This window comes from Psychroflexus tropicus DSM 15496 (assembly GCF_000378765.1).
Lineage (GTDB): Bacteria > Bacteroidota > Bacteroidia > Flavobacteriales > Flavobacteriaceae > Psychroflexus > Psychroflexus tropicus.
The window spans coordinates 66355-84137 of record NZ_KB905346.1; the positions used below are offsets into that span (position 1 = coordinate 66355).

The 17783-nt window shown below is 36.3% G+C and carries 17 protein-coding genes; 8 read left to right on the forward strand and 9 right to left on the reverse strand.

What is annotated here, in order from left to right; translation table 11 throughout:
• Positions 1-19: 19 nt before the first annotated feature.
• Positions 20-418 (reverse strand): DUF423 domain-containing protein, encoded by a 399-nt coding sequence (locus F598_RS0112780; RefSeq protein ID WP_019039465.1) that lies wholly within the window; start codon positions 416-418, stop codon positions 20-22.
• 69 nt (positions 419-487) lie between these two features.
• Here F598_RS0112780 and F598_RS0112785 point away from each other — a divergent pair, with 69 nt between their 5' ends.
• Complete coding sequence (locus tag F598_RS0112785) at positions 488-1855, forward strand: saccharopine dehydrogenase family protein (RefSeq protein ID WP_019039466.1); 1368 nt, start codon at positions 488-490, stop codon at positions 1853-1855.
• On the opposite strand, the gene F598_RS0112790 is transcribed toward F598_RS0112785, so the two are convergent.
• The gene (locus tag F598_RS0112790; RefSeq protein WP_019039467.1) at positions 1848-2561 is read right to left on the reverse strand and encodes a phosphoglycerol geranylgeranyltransferase; all 714 of its coding nucleotides are present in this window, start codon (positions 2559-2561) and stop codon (positions 1848-1850) included. The two genes, F598_RS0112785 and F598_RS0112790, sit on opposite strands and share 8 nt — an antisense overlap.
• A complete protein-coding gene (locus tag F598_RS0112795; protein WP_019039468.1) occupies positions 2554-3186 on the reverse strand; it encodes a 4'-phosphopantetheinyl transferase family protein in 633 nt (210 codons plus the stop codon). The genes F598_RS0112790 and F598_RS0112795 overlap by 8 nt, the downstream gene beginning before the upstream one ends.
• A 54-nt stretch (positions 3187-3240) precedes the next feature.
• Here F598_RS0112795 and ahcY point away from each other — a divergent pair, with 54 nt between their 5' ends.
• Positions 3241-4557, forward strand: coding sequence for an adenosylhomocysteinase (gene ahcY / locus F598_RS0112800; RefSeq protein WP_019039469.1), 1317 nt, complete (start codon positions 3241-3243; stop codon positions 4555-4557).
• 197 nt (positions 4558-4754) lie between these two features.
• Positions 4755-6110 (forward strand): UDP-N-acetylmuramate--L-alanine ligase, encoded by a 1356-nt coding sequence (locus tag F598_RS0112805; RefSeq protein ID WP_019039470.1) that lies wholly within the window; start codon positions 4755-4757, stop codon positions 6108-6110.
• Between the two features lie 6 nt (positions 6111-6116).
• Here the strand turns inward: F598_RS0112805 and F598_RS0112810 are convergent, their stop codons facing one another.
• Positions 6117-6698 (reverse strand): FMN-binding negative transcriptional regulator, encoded by a 582-nt coding sequence (locus F598_RS0112810; protein ID WP_019039471.1) that lies wholly within the window; start codon positions 6696-6698, stop codon positions 6117-6119.
• Between the two features lie 125 nt (positions 6699-6823).
• On the opposite strand from F598_RS0112810, the gene radC reads away from it, so the two are divergent.
• From radC to F598_RS0112830, 4 genes are read left to right on the forward strand one after another with little or no spacing between them, the layout of a single operon-like run.
• Positions 6824-7522 carry a RadC family protein gene (radC, locus tag F598_RS0112815; RefSeq protein ID WP_026302717.1) on the forward strand — a complete coding sequence of 233 codons (699 nt, stop codon included), beginning with the start codon at positions 6824-6826 and terminating at the stop codon, positions 7520-7522.
• Positions 7523-7525: 3 nt separating this feature from the next.
• Positions 7526-8809 (forward strand): polysaccharide deacetylase family protein, encoded by a 1284-nt coding sequence (locus F598_RS0112820; RefSeq protein ID WP_019039473.1) that lies wholly within the window; start codon positions 7526-7528, stop codon positions 8807-8809.
• A complete protein-coding gene (locus tag F598_RS0112825; RefSeq protein WP_019039474.1) occupies positions 8810-9484 on the forward strand; it encodes a YjjG family noncanonical pyrimidine nucleotidase in 675 nt (224 codons plus the stop codon).
• On the forward strand, positions 9485-10270 hold the full coding sequence (locus F598_RS0112830) for a hypothetical protein (protein WP_019039475.1): 786 nt from the start codon (positions 9485-9487) through the stop codon (positions 10268-10270).
• Here the strand turns inward: F598_RS0112830 and F598_RS0112835 are convergent.
• Positions 10264-11541 (reverse strand): replication-associated recombination protein A, encoded by a 1278-nt coding sequence (locus tag F598_RS0112835; RefSeq protein WP_019039476.1) that lies wholly within the window; start codon positions 11539-11541, stop codon positions 10264-10266. The two genes, F598_RS0112830 and F598_RS0112835, sit on opposite strands and share 7 nt — an antisense overlap.
• A 96-nt stretch (positions 11542-11637) precedes the next feature.
• On the opposite strand from F598_RS0112835, the gene F598_RS0112840 reads away from it, so the two are divergent.
• Positions 11638-12357: a rhomboid family intramembrane serine protease gene (locus tag F598_RS0112840; protein ID WP_019039477.1), complete on the forward strand. Its 720-nt coding sequence runs from the start codon at positions 11638-11640 to the stop codon at positions 12355-12357.
• A gap of 9 nt (positions 12358-12366) precedes the next feature.
• On the opposite strand, the gene rlmB is transcribed toward F598_RS0112840, so the two are convergent.
• From rlmB to F598_RS0112860, 4 genes are all read right to left on the reverse strand, one after another.
• Positions 12367-13110 (reverse strand): 23S rRNA (guanosine(2251)-2'-O)-methyltransferase RlmB, encoded by a 744-nt coding sequence (rlmB, locus tag F598_RS0112845; RefSeq protein WP_019039478.1) that lies wholly within the window; start codon positions 13108-13110, stop codon positions 12367-12369.
• 68 nt (positions 13111-13178) lie between these two features.
• A complete protein-coding gene (locus F598_RS0112850) occupies positions 13179-15026 on the reverse strand; it encodes a S8 family serine peptidase (protein WP_019039479.1) in 1848 nt (615 codons plus the stop codon).
• Between the two features lie 115 nt (positions 15027-15141).
• On the reverse strand, positions 15142-16101 hold the full coding sequence (locus F598_RS0112855; RefSeq protein WP_019039480.1) for a hypothetical protein: 960 nt from the start codon (positions 16099-16101) through the stop codon (positions 15142-15144).
• An 11-nt stretch (positions 16102-16112) separates the two neighbouring features.
• Positions 16113-17780 (reverse strand): SusD/RagB family nutrient-binding outer membrane lipoprotein, encoded by a 1668-nt coding sequence (locus F598_RS0112860; protein WP_026302718.1) that lies wholly within the window; start codon positions 17778-17780, stop codon positions 16113-16115.
• Positions 17781-17783 lie beyond the last annotated feature (3 nt).

Genomic DNA, 17783 nt, shown 5'->3' on the forward strand with positions numbered 1-17783 from the left:
TAACTAAAGAACTTAATCTTTATAAATTCTTAGGTTTTTTTAAAACGTTCAAGAAGATGAGAATCCAGCTGAAGATGAAAAGCGCTCCACCTATGGGAGTTATCCAGGCGATGGTTTTGAAATCAAAACCTGAAAGTTCATTTGTAGAAAGTCCATAGATAGATCCTGAAAAGAAAAGGGTTCCTAAAAGAATGAGCCAGAATAAAATCTTATTCAGTTTTTCTGTGGTAAAGCTTTGAGAAGATAAAAATACAAGTAGTAAAGCGTGATAAATTTGATACTTAACACCAGTTTCAAAGGTTGCTATTGCCTCTTCGGAGATCAATTTTTCTAAGCCATGAGCAGCAAAGGCTCCAAGTATTATCCCAATAAAACCGAGGCTGGTTCCCAGTAAAATTAATTTCCTTCTAGCTTTCATTTGTATCTAATTTATATTATGTAAATTCAAAATTCAACCAAAATTAATCATTAAAAGTTAAAATCAAATATGAGGTCAATATTAATCATAGGGGCAGGAAAATCTACCTCTTCTTTAGTTAGATTTTTACTTCAAGAATCCAAAGTAAAAGAGTTTAAGCTAGTCATAGCTGATAAAGACTTGCAGTCAGCTCAAAACCTGACTCAAAATCATTCACAGGCTACTGCGATGGCTCTGGATATTTTCGATGCGGATCAAAGGGAAGATGCAATTCAAAAGGCAGATATCGTTATTTCAATGTTGCCTGCCAGGTTTCATATTGAAGTTGCCAAGGACTGTGTAAAATTCAATAAAAATATGTTGACAGCTTCATATGTTTCTGATGAGATGCAGGCTTTGGATACTGAAGTAAGAGAAAAGGGTTTGACTTTTATGAATGAAATAGGTGTAGATCCTGGTATAGATCATATGAGTGCAATGCAAGTCATCGATAGAATACGATCAAATGGAGGAAAAATGCTATTATTTGAATCCTTCACAGGAGGCTTGGTAGCTCCTGAAAGTGATGATAATCTTTGGAATTACAAGTTTACCTGGAATCCTAGAAATGTGGTTGTAGCAGGTCAAGGCGGGGCTGCAGAATTTATTCAGGAAGGACAATACAAGTATATCCCTTACCAGCGACTCTTCAGAAGAACCGAGTTTCTTCAAATTCCACAATATGGTAGATTTGAAGGTCTGGCTAATAGAAATTCACTAGCCTACAGAAGTATTTACGGACTCGAAGATATTCCCACTATTTATAGAGGTACTCTAAGACGAATTGGGTTCAGTAAAGCCTGGAATGTATTTGTACAGTTGGGAATGACAGATGATACTTATTCCATGCAAAATACAGAGCAGATGAGCTATAGGGCGTTTGTGAATTCATTTTTACCTTACTCTCCAACAGACTCTGTGGAATTGAAACTAAGATTAAGCCTTAAAATTGATCAGGATGATCTCATCTGGGATAAGCTACTGGAATTAGATATTTTTAATGCTGATAAAAAAATAGGATTAAAGGATGCTACTCCAGCCCAGGCCTTACAAAAAATTCTGGAAGAAAAGTGGACCTTGAAACCTGAGGATAAAGATATGATTGTAATGTACCATAAATTCGGTTTTGAAATTGATGGCGAGAAAAAGCAAATCGATTCTACGATGGTGAGTGTAGGGGAGAACCAAACCTATACTGCTATGGCAAAAACCGTCGGTTTGCCCGTAGGTATAGCAGCTCTTAAAATTTTAAATGGTGAAATCGATAAGCCAGGAGTTCTTAGGCCTATCCACCCAGAAATTTATAATCCTATACTTAAAGCTTTAGAAGATTATGATATCAGGTTTAAAGAACAAGAACGAGAATTTAAAGGATATAATCCAGATCAGCTTACATAGATCGTTCAAAAGCATTGCCCATCACCACCATATCGGCACCTGCTTTAAAGGCAGACTCTCGTTGATGCTCTGTTTTAATTCCGCCTCCAACTATTAAAGGAACGGAAATAGAATCTTTTACCGCTGATATTATTTCTGGTGAAACAGGATGTTTAGCCCCGCTGCCAGCTTCAAGATATATCAATTGCTTGCCAGAAAATTGCCCGGCTAAGGCCGTATGAATAATTTTGGATAACTCGTGTTGCGGAATGGCTTTGGTCTGACTTATTTCTAAAACAGATGTTACAGAACCTCCATCTATTAATATATAACCGGTTGGAATGATTTCTAAAGGAGAAAATTGAAGTTTAGTAATAGACTTTACTTGCTGATCAATTAAATATTCTGGATTTCTACCAGAAAGTAAACTCAAGAATAACAGGCAATCTGCTTCGTCTGTGATTTGATTTACATCTCCTGGAAAAAGCACAATTGGTAAATGAGTGCGTTTTTTTAATTCTCTCACCACAACATCGGTTTTACCGTCATTCACCTTGCTGCCTCCAACAAAGAGAAACCGAGTTGAGTAGGGTAAATTTTCCAAAAAGTTCATGGTGATAGTGGTCTCAAATTTGTCAGGATCTATTAGAACGCTGAGTAATTTATCCTGATTTTGGACAGCTTCGAGGATAGATTTATAGACCAAATTTCGGTTTGTCTTAATCATAAGCTAAAGCGTAAACACAGGTAAAATTTTCAAATTCGAAAAAATTTAAAGTATAATTGGTTACTTCTTGTTGGTAGGTTACTCTTGCCGTGGTTTTGGATGTTGAAATTTTAAAATCTTCTACAAAGATATCATGAAGGAACAGCAACCCTTTTTTACCATATAATTTATACAGAGACTCTTTAGCACCCCACACAATGGTAAGCTTTCTCACCAAATCTTTTCCATTACCTAAAGCCTTATACTCTTCTAGAGGTGTAAATTTTGGAGCGATGAGTTTTATTTTATCTCTTTGCTTTTCTATATCAATCCCTACTCTTTTGTTGGATATAATCACAGCTGTAAATTCAAAGGAATGAGTTATTGAAATATGTTGACCATCTTTAAGATGAGGTTTACCTTTTTCGTCATAGTAAAGATCGATATCGGTATAGCCAAATTCTTTGAGGAGGTGTCTTATACTTATAAAGCCTTTTTTATGAATTAAAGACTTCATGCCATCATAACGCTCTTTGCAATAGGGAGATAAGTCTATGCCCTCTTCAAGTGTCGAGAGTTCTTCTTCAATTTTCCAAATGAGTGCAACTGTAGATTCATCTACTGTTATTCTTTTGTAAATCGGCATAAAGTTATATAGGGTTTACTTAATTTTGTGTTCAAAAATATAATAAAATAAATTATGAGTACGGAAACACTACCTTATACCCCTTATAAAGTCAAAGATATTACTTTGGCAGAGTGGGGACGACGAGAAATAGAGCTGGCAGAGTCTGAGATGCCTGGATTGATGGCCTTAAGAGAGGAATTTGGAGAAGAAAAGCCGCTTAAGGGTGCTCGCATTGCTGGTTGTTTGCATATGACTATTCAAACTGCTGTCTTAATAGAAACTCTTGTAGAATTGGGTGCTGAGGTCACGTGGAGTTCTTGTAATATATTTTCAACTCAAGATCACGCTGCTGCAGCCATTGCAGAAGCAGGTGTTGCAGTTTATGCCTGGAAAGGAATGACAGAGGAAGAGTTTAACTGGTGTATCGAGCAAACCTTATTTTTTGGAGAAGACCGAAAGCCATTAAATATGATTTTGGATGATGGAGGAGATTTAACCAATATGGTGTTAGATGAATATCCAGAATTGGCAGAAGCAATCAAAGGTCTTTCAGAAGAAACCACTACAGGTGTTCATAGGCTCTATGAGCGAATGAAAAACGGAACGCTTCCAATGCCTGCTATCAATGTAAATGACAGTGTCACAAAATCAAAATTCGATAATAAATACGGTTGTAGAGAAAGTGCAGTAGATGCGATAAGAAGAGCTACAGACTTAATGCTAGCTGGAAAGCGGGTTGTTGTTTGCGGATATGGAGATGTGGGTAAAGGGACAGCAGCATCTTTTAAAGGAGCTGGATCTATTGTTACTATTACAGAGATCGATCCTATTTGTGCATTGCAGGCTGCTATGGATGGATTTGAAGTGAAGCGATTAGAAACTGTAGCCCCAACTGCTGATATTGTTATAACCACGACGGGAAATAAAGATATTATTAGAGGTGAGCACTTTGAAGCTTTTAAAGACAAAACTTTGGTGTGTAATATTGGTCATTTTGATAATGAAATTGATGTTGCCTGGTTAAAACAGAATCATGGAAGTACTAGGGTTGAGATTAAGCCTCAGGTTGATAAATACACCATTGATGGAAAGGATATTATCCTTCTTGCAGAGGGTAGACTTGTAAATCTCGGTTGTGCAACTGGGCATCCAAGTTTTGTGATGAGTAACTCCTTCACCAACCAAACTTTGGCACAGATGGAGCTATGGCAAAACACAGATAAATACAAAAATGAAGTATATATGTTGCCTAAACATTTAGATGAAAAAGTTGCTAAACTTCATTTAGAACGTATTGGAGTTGAATTGACTGAACTTAAGAAAGATCAGGCTGACTATATTGGTGTAAAAGCTGAAGGTCCATTCAAACCAGAATACTACAGGTACTAATTGATGATACCACAATTTTTAAAAAACCAAGTCTGTTGAAGACTTGGTTTTTTTCATTTAACATCAATTTAAATTAAAATACAACCATAGGCTAATTAAAAAACCGGGCTTTGAGTTATGTTATTGGCTAGCTGTGCCGTAACTAAAATTTTCAACTCGAGCTGAAACCATTATCTTTGAATTAAATTAAAATAAACATGCATTTACATTTTATAGCAATAGGAGGCAGTGCCATGCATAATCTTGCTTTAGCACTTCATGAGAAAGGAGATACCATTACAGGTAGTGATGATGAAATATTTGAACCTTCCAGATCCAGATTGCAAAAAAAAGGCCTACTTCCAGATCAGATGGGTTGGTTTCCCGAGAAACTGTCCTCAGATATCGATGCTGTGATCTTAGGTATGCATGCTAAGGCAAACAATCCAGAGCTTATAAAAGCTAAAGAATTAGGCTTGAAAATTTACTCATATCCTGAGTATCTCTATGAGCATTCCAAAAAGAAAACAAGGGTGGTTATTGGTGGTTCCCACGGAAAAACAACCATTACGGCAATGGTTTTGCATGTCATGCACTACCATAGTAAAGAAGTAGATTACATGGTTGGAGCACAGCTAGAGGGTTTTGACACCATGGTCCACCTTACAGAAGAAAATGATTTTATTTTATTAGAGGGAGATGAGTATTTAAGCTCTGCACTCGATCGTAGGCCGAAGTTCCATCTTTATGAGCCTAATATCGCTTTACTAAGTGGTATAGCCTGGGATCACATCAATGTATTTCCAACTTTTGAAAATTATGTGGAGCAATTTGAAATATTCCTGGACAGCATGACCAATGGTAGTACATTAGTTTATAATGAAGAAGACGACATCTTAAGTCAGTTGGCTCAAGATGCTAAAAAGCCAACTCGAAAACACGCCTATTCAACCCCTGCACATTTCATAGAAGATGGTGAAACTTATCTGGAAACCGATGAAGGTCCAATGCCTGTAGAAGTATTCGGAAAGCATAATCTTCAAAATATAGCTGGAGCTAAATGGATTTCACAGCATATGGGTGTAGATGAGGATGATTTCTATGAAGCTATTACCTCATTCAAAGGTGCTTCCAAACGATTGGAACACATCGCTCAGTCTGAAAAGGCAACCGTATTTAAAGACTACGCCCATTCACCGTCCAAGGTCTTGGCAACAACTAAAGCTGTAAAAGCTCAATTTCCATCTAAAATCTTACTGGCCTGTTTGGAACTTCATACGTACAGTAGTTTGAATGTAGAATTTCTTGCAGAATATAAAGAAGCTTTGAATGCCGCAGACGAAGCTGTCGTGTTTTATTCTCCAAAAGCTCTAGAGATTAAGCAGCTGGAAAGCATTACAGAAGATCAAATATTTGAGGCATTTGGAAGAAAGGACTTAAAAGTTTTTACAGACCCAAAGGCTTTTCAAGACTTTTTGAAATCTAAAACCTATATGGACCATGTTCTTTTATTAATGAGTTCTGGAAATTATGGAGGCCTTGACTTTACTGAAGTTGAAAACTGGATTCAGTAGGGTTAATTATTTTTTTTCCAATTGATTTAAAAGCCAGTTCATTCTGGCTTTTTGAGTTTTAGAAAACAGGTCCTTAGCCTTTTCAAAATGATGCTGAGACTTATCTTGACTCATCTTGAATCGACCATTTACATCTTCAATTTTTACTTCAAGGCCCTGGATAAAATGTTTTAATTGATCAATCTTAGGATGGTCCTTGGTTAATTCAAAAGCATCATCAAATCTTGATGTCATCTCAACTAAACTGCTAACAAGCCTGTTTTCATCAACAAATCTTGCCTGTCCTTTGATATGTACCTTTGCAAAATTGAAAGTAGGAAGTTCATCAGTGTCAAATGCAGCAGGCGAAATATAACTATCTCCACCATGAAAGACCAGCTCTACTTTAGATAAATGGAGATGCTGAAACTGGGGGTTGTCTTTATTAATATGCCCTAAAAGTCTGTCCTCTTCAATAATAAAAGGGATGTGCGAAGTAAATAGTTCACTATTGTAAGTTGTGATGAGGGTCGCTAGTGGGAACTGTTCAATAAAACGTTTTAAAGTGTCCCAGCTATTGTTAGTGAAGTGATCTGGAAGATAACTCATAGGTTAATTTTGACTGAATGAGCTTCAAATTTACAATCAAATCGGCTTTGGTGTATGTCGAGGGCCCATTATTTTATGCTGTCATCAATCCATCTTTAATTATATTTATAGAAATATTGGTAAGCATGACTACTTCATCCAAAGCGTTCAGTATCAAAGACTGGGCAGAAGACGATAGGCCGAGGGAAAAACTGATTCATAAAGGGAAATCCAGCCTTAGTAACGCGGAGTTATTAGCTATACTCATAGGTTCTGGCAATAGAGAAGAGAGCGCTGTAGAGCTTTGTAAGCGTATTTTACATGCCTCAGACAAGAGTTTACATAAGTTAGCCAAATTCAACCTTAAAGAGTTGCAAAAATTCAAAGGTATTGGAGAAGCAAAAGCTATAAGTATCATAGCAGCTCTGGAACTTGGGAGTAGGAGAGGGGCAGAACCCCATGAGGAACTTTCAAAAATCACATCAAGTCAGGATGTTTTTCAAATCATGCGGCCCTTCTTGGGAGATTTGGATCATGAACAGTTTTGGATCTTAATGCTCAACAATTCCAATAAAATCATTTATAAATTTCCTCTCAGTAAAGGTGGGATTACAGCAACCATGGTGGATACTCGCTTGGTATTTAAAAGCGCTCTGTCTCAAGGGGCAACCTCACTTATATTAGTACACAACCACCCTTCCGGCACTTTACAGCCTAGCAGGGCCGATAAAACAATTACCCAAAAAATAAAAAGCGCAGGAGAACTGCTGGACATTAAAGTCCTGGATCACCTTATTGTGACAGAAAAAACTTACTTTAGCTTCGCTGATGAAAGCCTACTTTAAGTTATGGAATTACTGGTTTATATCCCAAAACAAACCCCTAGAATTAATTATATCTTTAGACACATTTGTGGAAGGATTTTAGGTTTTAAAGTAAAATTCACTTCAAAAGTAGAAGATTTTATAGCCTTTGAAGGGGTGAAGTTTTCTTACGCTAAAAAAAAGTTAGGTAATGAAGTTTTTGTACAAAAGTTTGGTTTGCTAGAAGAGCTTGGTATCAATGATTTAAACTTTAGTATGGATTTGTGGGAGGAGGTGCCGTGCTTTTTTAGAGTTTCTTCAGAAAGTGATATTCCCTTCGATATCTTTTCGGCTTCTTTCTATTTAGTAACTCGCTATGAAGAGTACCAGCCTCATGTAAAAAATGATGTAGATTCCTATCCTATTGAAGAGAGCCTAGCCTCCCAACACGACTTTTTGAGAACACCCGTAGTCGATATATGGGCTTATAAGTTAAAGGAGATTCTTGAAAATAAATTTTCTGACCTCAAATTCCCTCAAAAACGCTTCAGCAGTCACTTTTTTATTGCAGTACCCAAAGCCTTTAAGTATAGGCACAACGGATTCGTGAGATTTATAGGCGCTTCTTTAAGAGATGCGTTCCAGTTAGATATTAAATCCTTATTTGAACGTTTTAAAACCATGCTTAGGCTCCAAAAAGATCCTTATGATGTATATGATGAGGTCATCAGTTTTGCTAAAAGTAACACATTACAATTAGATTTTTTCTTCCAGTTGAGTAACTATTCACGTTACTCCAAAAGCATAAGCTACAATAAACGGATATATCATAAACTGATTAAATCCATGGGGGATTACGGAGAGCTTGGGCTTTTGCCTGGCTTTGAATCTCTTTATAGCATTGAAATTCTTAAAAAAGAGAAAAAACGCTGGGAAGGGATTGTTAATAGAAGTTTGTCTAAGGCTTTGATCAAAAACTACCATCTGAATTTTCCTGATGCTTATCTGAATTTCAACAAGTTGGAAATCGAAGAAGATTATTCAATGGGCTACCAGAGGAATATTGGTTTTAGAGCAGGAACTTGTACAGCATTTCAATTTTATGACCTCAACCTTGAGCAAGTTTCTGGGTTGGTCATTAAACCATACGTCCTAAATTCTAATGTTTTGAAGGGTAAAGACATTTACAAACAGATTGAAGAGCTAAAAACTTTAAAATCTTCTGTAAAGTCTGTTAACGGTCGGATGAATTTCGTGTTTGAAAACTCAGATTTTGAAAATAGCGAGCATAAAAATGCCATATTTGCAATGATGAAAGAAATGTTATAAATGAAAGAGATTACAGATATATTTTTTGATTTAGACCACACGCTATGGGATTTTGATAAAAACTCCGAACTTACTTTTAAAAGAATTTTCTCAGATTACAACATAGAAATTCCACTTCAGGAATTTCTCGAAGTCTATTTGCCGGTCAATAGAAAATACTGGAGAATGTTTAGAGAAGGTAAGATAGAGCAGAAAAACTTAAGGTTTCAAAGGCTTAATGAAGTATTTGAAACTTTGAACTATAGAACCTCAGATCAAATGATAGATCTTCTCTCTCAGGCGTATATTGATAATCTATCCAATCATACCCATCTTTTCCCTAATACTTTTCCGGTATTGGATTACCTAAAAACTAATTATAAACTCCATATTATCACTAACGGCTTTTATGATGTTCAACACAAGAAATTAGGGAACTCAAAATTATCCCCCTATTTCCATACGATCACTACTTCTGAGGATGCTGGTGTAAAAAAACCCAATAGAATTATTTTTGAATATGCTTTAGATTTAGCTAAAACAAAATCCAACAGTAGCCTCATGATAGGAGATAACCTTGAAGCTGATGTTGAAGGAGCTAAAGCTTTTGGCATGGAAGCTATATTTTTTGGTAAAGATGATAATTATAAAGGTTTACAAATACAGGATTTAAAAGAACTTAAAATAATTTTATAAATGAAAAAGACTAGTTTACTCTTAATTGCTTTACTCTGTTTTCAGTTGGCGAGCAGTCAGACTTCAAATATTAATGCATTTGAGTATGTTATCATTCCCATGCAGTTTGATTTTCAAAGTGAACCCAATAAATATCAGCTTAATATCCTTTCTAGAGTCTTATTAAAAGAGGAAGGGTTTAAGGTTTTTATGTCAACAGAAGAAAGACCTCTGGACTATAGAGGAAATACCTGTAAGCCTTTATTTTTTGAAGTGGAAGATACAAGCGGGTATTTGAGTATTAGTGTTGTAGCCAGATTAAAAGACTGTTATGATAATGTGCTTTTCGAGTCTGAGGAGGGGAAAACAAAAATCAAAGATTTTAAAGAGGGTTACCAGGATGCTTTGAAGAAAGCCTTAAGCTCGTTGTCTGAAATGAATTACAGGTATAACTCCAGCTTAGAAAAATATCCAGAAAGGGAAAATGATCAACTAAGCCTTAACCCAGCCTCCTCTTCCGAAGACAAAGTAATCGAAAACGCTTACTCAGATAAAAGAGTTTATAAACTTGGAGGAAAAACTTACTGGCTTGTAAGTGTTGATCAAGGAGATTACAAGCTACTTTCCAACTCTGGTAAAGTGAATTACGCGACCCTTTCTAAAGCAGATAAAGGAAGTTATATTTTCAATTCTATATCCATCAGCGGAGCTGCCTATTTTGATGCAGAAGGTAATTTAAACGTAGAATATATGGATAAAGACCTAAACGAACTTCAGTACATGACTTTTAAAGAAGTGAATCAATAATCATATTTACCAGTCCATTTTTCTTTCAAAAACTGCCTTAATTGGTCTTCTCTCTTATTATGCCCAGGTTCATAAATCACCTTGTTTTTTAGATCTTCAGGCATAAATTCCGCCTGAGTAAAGTTATTTTGATAATTATGGGCGTACTTATAATTATCCCCGTAGCCTAGGTCTTTCATAAGCTTGGTTGGTGCATTTCTTATGGAAAGTGGTACGGACAAATCGCCCGTTTCTTTTACTATTGCTTGAGCCTCATTAATCGCTTGGTATGAGGCATTACTTTTAGGTGAAGTAGCTAAGTAAATAACGCATTGACTCAAAATAATCCTTGCTTCTGGAAAACCAATGGTCGTTACTGCCTGAAATGTGTTATTAGCCATAATTAGGGCTGTTGGGTTAGCATTACCGATATCCTCACTAGCCAAAATTAATAGTCGTCTGGCTATAAATTTTACATCTTCACCACCTTCAATCATTCTTGCCAACCAATATACTGCCGCATTTGGATCGCTACCTCTAATGGATTTGATAAACGCCGATATAATGTCATAATGCTGCTCACCAGTTTTATCATATCGAGCAGTTTTTTGTTGTACTTTATCCTCTACCAAATCATCGGTAATTGAGATTGAATCTCCTTCTACTGAATTAACGACGAGTTCAAACATATTCAAAAGCTTTCTGGCATCGCCTCCACTCAACCTTAATAAAGAGGTAGTTTCTTTTAAATGGATTTCTTTTTTGGACAGGAAAGTATCTTTTTTAATAGCTCTGTCCAGTAGTTGGATAAGGTCTTCTTTTGAAAATTCATTCAATACGTAAACCTGGCATCTCGACAATAAAGCTGGTATTACCTCAAAGCTTGGATTTTCGGTTGTAGCACCAATAAGTGTAATCCAGCCTTGCTCAACCGCCCCCAATAAAGAATCTTGCTGAGATTTACTAAATCGGTGAATCTCATCTATAAATAAAATAGGGTTCTTCTTCTCAAATAAGCCTTGATCTTGTTTGGCTTTTTGTATGACTTCTCTCACCTCCTTTACACCGCTACTTATAGCCGATAAGGTGAAGAAATTGCGTTTGGTTTCCTTAGCTATTAAATTGGCTAGTGTGGTTTTACCAATCCCTGGTGGTCCCCATAAAATTAATGAGGGAACCATATCTCTTTTTATCATTTGAGAAATCGTACCCTGTTTTCCAACGAGATGTCCCTGACTTAAATAATCTGATAAGCTTTTAGGTCTTAATCTTTCCGCTAGTGGTGCTTTCATGACCCAAAATTAGGAATTAATTTCCGACCTAAAGAATTGTCTGCGAATCTTGTTAGTAAGATTCGCAGACAATTCTTTTTTCTATATTTTTGGTATATGACTCAAAAGGAACTGATCGTCCAGCATCATCAAAAATCTGTATTCTCTGCTGTTTTATGGCCTGTACTCATTACATTAATGCTTTGGTTGGTCTATTGGGTGGAAATTAAATTTCGAATTAATCTTACGCCCTATGGTGTTTATCCAAGAACTATAAAAGGGCTTGTTGGAATTATAGCCTCTCCATTTATTCATAGTGGGATAGAACATTTGTACAAGAATTCTATTCCCATCCTAATTTTATCTTCTGCACTTTTTTACTTCTATAAGGATATTGCCTGGAAAAGCCTATTATATGGCGGCTTAGGTTCTGGGTTACTTACCTGGATGATTGCAAGACCTTCTTTTCATATTGGGGCAAGTGGCATAGTATATTTTTTAGCTTCTTTCTTATTCTTCAAAGGGATAAGATCTAAGAATTTAAGGCTAATTGCCTTATCCTTAATTGTTGTTTTTCTTTATGGGAGCTTAGTCTGGGGAACACTGCCCGGAAAGCCTGGGGTTTCCTGGGAAGGTCATCTTTCAGGTTTTATTTCAGGATTCTTATTGAGCTTCACTTTAAAGTCAACTCACTTCAAAGCTTTTCAAATCAAACGTCAACACCTTGAAAAATCAGATCAAGAAGACGAATTTATGCAACAGTTTGACGAAAACGGAAACTTTAGGCCTTTGGAACCCGAAGAAAAAGAAAATGAGAATGATGAGCTAGATCTTTAGTAAAATAGACTATAGTTTGAATTGTTTTTGACGTATGGCTTCATATAAAATAACACCACAAGCCACAGATACATTTAAAGATTCTATGTCGCCAAGTAAGGGAAGTTTTCCTTGTTGATCTGCCATCTTCAAAATGCTAGGGTGTATTCCATCACCTTCACCACCCATAATTAATGCTGCTGGCTTGTTGAAATTTAGCTCATAAATGCAGTGGTCTGTCTTCTCTGTCGCTGCAATAAGTTCTACTCCCGAAGATTTGAGGTAGAATATAGCATCTTTCAAATGATCTACCTTACAAATCGGAATATGGAATGCTGCCCCAGCTGAGGTTTTTATGGTTTCATTATTGACCTGGGCGCTTCCACTTTTAGGTAGAATTACAGCATCTACACCGGTACATTCTGCGGTTCTTAGGATAGCTCCCAAGTTTCTCACGTCAGTTATGCCGTCGAGTAATAAAAATAACGGAGCAGTCTTAGATTCTAAACTTGCCTCTACGATAGACTCAAAATTCTGATAAGTGATTTGAGAGGAATAAGCAATCACACCCTGGTGATTGAAACTTTCAAACTTTCTAAATTTCTGTATTGGTACGTAAGACACCTTGATGGTGCTTTGTTTAGCTAGGCCTTCAATTTCTTTGAGCTTTGGGTTGTCAGAATCTTTAAGCAGATTTATTTTTTCAATATCCTTATCCTGCTTTAAAGCTTCTATGACACTGTGTATACCAAATATGATGTGCGAATCTTCCATTGTTTATAAACTTAAAAAGGGATTGGCAAAATTATGCCAATCCCTTTAATTATTCTATTGATATGGATTTATTCTTTAATAATTCTTTTTTGAATACTTTGATTGCCATCTGTAAGACTTAAGATGTATAATCCTCTAGATAATGTACTTACATCAATAGTAAGGTTGGATGTTGACTCTAAATCATTTAAGTCTATCAATTTTCTTCCTGTAAGATCATAAATTGAAACCTGTAAATCTTTACTGAAGTTTATTTCAGAAGATGAAATATTCAATTTATTTTTAACAGGATTTGGCCAAAAAGCAATTGGGGTTTCATCAAAATTTGCATTAGATAAGGTTTCTTCGTCTCCATTTAATACAATGAGAGAATAAACTTGTTCCCCATCATCTAAATCTCCTTTATGTGTTATCGAAATATCAAATGTACCTTGTCCTTCTAACTCAATAATCTCGATGTTGTCTACAATATTATCACCTTTAAAAGCAGGTTCTGAAACTACTCTTGAATTTAATAACCAAGGATTAAATACAATTTCTGGGTTTTCAATGTTATTAATTCTTAAATCAAGATCGTTTACTAAAACAGGTGTGGGATCATTAAAAACGCCATTAGGAGCTGCAGTTCCTGCTGGATCATTCCAGGCAATCGCAACTCTCATGGCTTTTTGAGAGTTTGTAGAAATTCTCATGGTTTCAGTCCTTCCCTGAATTAAAGTTTTTTCTAGAATAATATCTCCATCTCCATTGTTTATGATAGCTTCAGCTGCTCTTTTTGAATTCATCACTCCCCACCCAAAAAAAGGATCTGGACCTACAGGGCCAGCATCATCTGCTGTCACAGAAATAAGACCCTTCAAAGTAGACGACAACATAAAATCTTCATTTAAATTTCCATAAAGTTCCTGAAGTAACAAAGCAGAGCCTGCAACATTTGGTGAGGCCATAGAGGTTCCCGTAGCTGTTCCATATTGGTTACCTGGTGCAGTGGAAACAATACTAGTTCCCAATCCTGCAATATCAGGTTTAATTCTACCATCGTCTGTTGGACCTTGGGAACTACCTGAGTTTATAATGGCATTAGTCATTACACCAGTATCCCCATCTAGAACTACATTAGCAGCATTAGCTACAATCAATAAATTTTTTGAATTCGAATTAGTAGTTAATTTATCATAACCTGGCGCCAATCCGCCTTCATATTCAACGTTTCCATCGTTACCACCTGCATATACTGGAAGATAGTAAGGATATAGGTTAGTAACGTTATCCCAAACTCTAGCCGTATTATTGTAGGCTCCGGCTAACCATTCGTTCCCTTCAATATTAGCAATTGGAACACCATAAGAATGATTTGAGATCAACAATTCATTGTCTCTTGCTTCTCGCAAAGCCTCACTTAAATCAGACGGACTATCATAAGCACTTAGGGTAGCAGCTATCGCCATCCCTTGGGCTTGTGGTAATTCCCCTCTTGCAATTAATGTACCAGCGACATGAGTGGCGTGAAAACTAGTTTCAATAGAATCTACTACTTTTATTCTAGATTCGTTTGCACGATCACCATATTCAATATGGTCTGGTTGTGGAATGCCTCCAACTTCCCAAATTCCAATATCAAAACCTGTTCCGGCAAGATTTAATCCTAAATCACCTTCAGGTTTAATGAAGTCTGTTCTGGTCGATCTTGCGGCTCTCACATTTAAATCTTCTATATAAATAGGTAGACCATTAATTACGTCCCACAAACGAACACCTTGTTGTTCTGCAAGGCTTTTTGTAGAATTAGCCTTAAACTCATCAACTCTTAATTCCTGTTGTTTTTCGTATTCAAATATTTCTAAAGTTTTAGGATTTTGTGCTAGTAGAACATTAGAGATACAATAAAATAATACTAAAGTAAATATATATTTCATAATCAATTTTTTATAAATGTATGAAATTTAGACATTTAACGCAAGTTATAATTCTCACAAACAAAAAAAGCCGCTTCGAAAGAAGCGGCTTTAGTACTAAAAGTTAGCTTAAATTTTAGTTACCAGTTTGTTTAGTGAATCTAAGTGTTACAGGGTAACTTCCAGTTCCACATCCTGCGTCTGGTTCGAAATCTAAAATATCAATGATAATTTCAGTATCATTTTCTAGATCATAAGTCGAAGGGACTTCAGGAGTACCTTGACCAATAGAGCCATCACCGCAACCCAACGTTCCAGAAACTGCACCACCATTTACGAAAATTTCGTTACAAATTAAAGAAAGGACCATTTGCTGGTTAAAATCAAATCCACCTGGGAAGTAGGTGAATTCAAATACTCTATCTGCGCCATTTCTTGTAATGGTTACAACTTCACCCTCTTGAGTGAATGAATCTCCGAATGGACTTTCCTGGTCACTAATACGCTCCATAAGGTATTCGCCTACAAAATAATCTTGAGGAACGAAACAAGTCACATTGATAGCGTATAAGAAAGGAGAACGGAAAAAGGCTCCACCAGACACAACATTATTAACATTGTTACTAGAGAAAACTCTTCCATCATTCATAACTAGAGCCAACCTAACGTCAAATCTATCTCCACCAGTATAGTCTTCACTAGTTAAACCCAAAGTAGAATTGATATCTTCTGTGTTAAAATTTAGATCTAAAACAGGGTACTCTCCACTTTGGTCAAAGTCTGCCTTAGGTATAGACACAGCCAAGACTTCATCTTTGCTATTGTCTCCATCTTCTGGATTGTTATCGATGAATGATAAAAAGACATCTACTTTTTCGAAGTCTTGTCCTCTTTGGTCAATCACTTCTGCGCCAATAGTGACTAAGTTTTCTACACCAACATTAAATTCTAAGCTGGTCTGGTCATCAATCGTCCTTAATACAGTTCCACGAGTTGTGTTATCAAAGAAAGTATCGATAGGTCTTTCGTTATCATCACATCCTATGACTACTGCTATAAGAACCAGTAAACATATCTTACTTATTAGTGTTTTCATTTTATTTATTTTTAGTTATTTTCTGGAAATCCTGAAACTGGGTTATTATCCCAAAATACTCTCACGGTTAAATCTTCCTTCTGAGAAACATTAGGGTTTGCCTGTACTTCAGAAGTTGGATAGAAAAAAGATCTTGGAAATGGTCCTGGATTCGGTTCAATATTCGGCTGAATATCTGTTGGAGCACCAACTCTTCTGTAGAAATTGTAAGCATCCGTTCCATTTCCAATTAAAGAAATAAAGAATTGTTCGGCGTGTATATTCAATTTCTCTTGAGTTGTTCCCGCATTAAAGGCAGTAATTACAGAATTGATGTAGTCTGCATCTACAGAAGGATCTGGTATAAATGTTTCATCAAAAGTCGCAGCACTTCTAGAGGTAAACGTTCTTACATAGTTAATGTGTTTGGTGATTGCGCTTTCAAGAAATTGGTCTGCAGCACCAGCACCACCCACTAAAGCAGCTTCAGCTCTCCAAAAATCTACTGTGGAAGCTAAAATAATTGGAGATACTCCATTACCTTCAGCACCGTAGTTATTGTCATCGATAATTTCAAAAGAATCATCGTCAAAACGACCTCCAGCTGGATAGATGCCAAATGCAGTTCTTAAGAATCCGTCTGGTGGAATACCGTCCTGGCTACCGTGGTCTCTACCCCATAGACCGTTGTTATTATCGATAACACAATATACTACACCGTTATTTGCATAATGAGGAGGAATGGTTTGAACCACACATCTTTTTTCTTCTCCAGTTTCAGGGTTTACATTAGATAATACATCATCTACCTGTCTGTAAAAATAATATCTAATTCTTGGATCTGGAACATCTTGGCTATTAACCATACGGTCCATTAGCCAGTTAGACATGTAATGAACTGCTGGTCCACCTGGAGCATATTGATCGTTGTATAGTGGGTGTCTAGAGTTTGGATTATCTAAGTTAGATCCCCATTCAAATACGAAATCCTCACCTTCCTGAATAAAGTTACCACTAGAAGCAATAGCTTCAAAATTGCTTAAAGCATTAGGATCAACAAGTCTAGATTGAATGTAAATTTTCATCTTGATTGTGTTTGCTAATCGCTCCCAAACTTCATAATCATTGTCGTAATAGAAATCATTTGCAAGTTCAACAGTTGTAGGTTGTTGAAATTTTACGATGGCATCATCAAGCAAATCTAAAGCTGCCTGATAAACGTCACTACCTTGGTCGATTGCTGGCGTTAGGTTAGTTTCACTTAAACCTTCAGAATAAGGAATGTCTCCAAAATAGTCAACTAATGTAACAATCACATAAGCTTCTACTACCTCACCTACAGCTCTATGCTTCTCAAATTCACCTTCAAGGCCATCAATTTGAGCATTCATTGCTCTGATTTCGTTTAGAATATCTGCATAAGCTAAGTTCCACTGACCACTGAAAGTCGCAGGGCTATAAACATTAGCATAATTGTTCCCGAACATGTTTCTAATTCTTGTGAACTCAGAACCATATTCGCCTACTTGTTCTGTGAAGGACCCAAGCCTAATGAGTATTGCATTCATAGATAGATCTATGTCTGCTTGAGATGGGGTCAATTCGTTAGGATTCTCGCGCTTGTCCAAATCTATCGTTTCACAAGAGTGAAAAGTGAATAGACCTATCGCAAGAATAAGTATAAATTTTATATTTTTCATTTT

Bases quoted from the DNA above. Each gene is read 5' to 3' on its own strand.
- F598_RS0112805 (WP_019039470.1), top strand. From the start codon at position 4,755: ATGCATTTACATTTTATAGCAATAGGAGGCAGTGCCATGCATAATCTT.
- F598_RS0112825 (WP_019039474.1), top strand. From the start codon at position 8,810: ATGAAAGAGATTACAGATATATTTTTTGATTTAGACCACACGCTATGG.
- F598_RS0112785 (WP_019039466.1), top strand. From the start codon at position 488: ATGAGGTCAATATTAATCATAGGGGCAGGAAAATCTACCTCTTCTTTA.
- F598_RS0112790 (WP_019039467.1), bottom strand. From the start codon at position 2,561: ATGATTAAGACAAACCGAAATTTGGTCTATAAATCTATCCTCGAAGCT.
- rlmB (WP_019039478.1), bottom strand. From the start codon at position 13,110: ATGGAAGATTCGCACATCATATTTGGTATACACAGTGTCATAGAAGCT.
- F598_RS0112855 (WP_019039480.1), bottom strand. From the start codon at position 16,101: ATGAAAACACTAATAAGTAAGATATGTTTACTGGTTCTTATAGCAGTA.
- F598_RS0112840 (WP_019039477.1), top strand. From the start codon at position 11,638: ATGACTCAAAAGGAACTGATCGTCCAGCATCATCAAAAATCTGTATTC.
- F598_RS0112810 (WP_019039471.1), bottom strand. From the start codon at position 6,698: ATGAGTTATCTTCCAGATCACTTCACTAACAATAGCTGGGACACTTTA.
- F598_RS0112820 (WP_019039473.1), top strand. From the start codon at position 7,526: ATGGAATTACTGGTTTATATCCCAAAACAAACCCCTAGAATTAATTAT.
- F598_RS0112795 (WP_019039468.1), bottom strand. From the start codon at position 3,186: ATGCCGATTTACAAAAGAATAACAGTAGATGAATCTACAGTTGCACTC.
- F598_RS0112830 (WP_019039475.1), top strand. From the start codon at position 9,485: ATGAAAAAGACTAGTTTACTCTTAATTGCTTTACTCTGTTTTCAGTTG.
- F598_RS0112780 (WP_019039465.1), bottom strand. From the start codon at position 418: ATGAAAGCTAGAAGGAAATTAATTTTACTGGGAACCAGCCTCGGTTTT.
- ahcY (WP_019039469.1), top strand. From the start codon at position 3,241: ATGAGTACGGAAACACTACCTTATACCCCTTATAAAGTCAAAGATATT.
- radC (WP_026302717.1), top strand. From the start codon at position 6,824: ATGACTACTTCATCCAAAGCGTTCAGTATCAAAGACTGGGCAGAAGAC.
- F598_RS0112860 (WP_026302718.1), bottom strand. From the start codon at position 17,780: ATGAAAAATATAAAATTTATACTTATTCTTGCGATAGGTCTATTCACT.
- F598_RS0112850 (WP_019039479.1), bottom strand. From the start codon at position 15,026: ATGAAATATATATTTACTTTAGTATTATTTTATTGTATCTCTAATGTT.
- F598_RS0112835 (WP_019039476.1), bottom strand. From the start codon at position 11,541: ATGAAAGCACCACTAGCGGAAAGATTAAGACCTAAAAGCTTATCAGAT.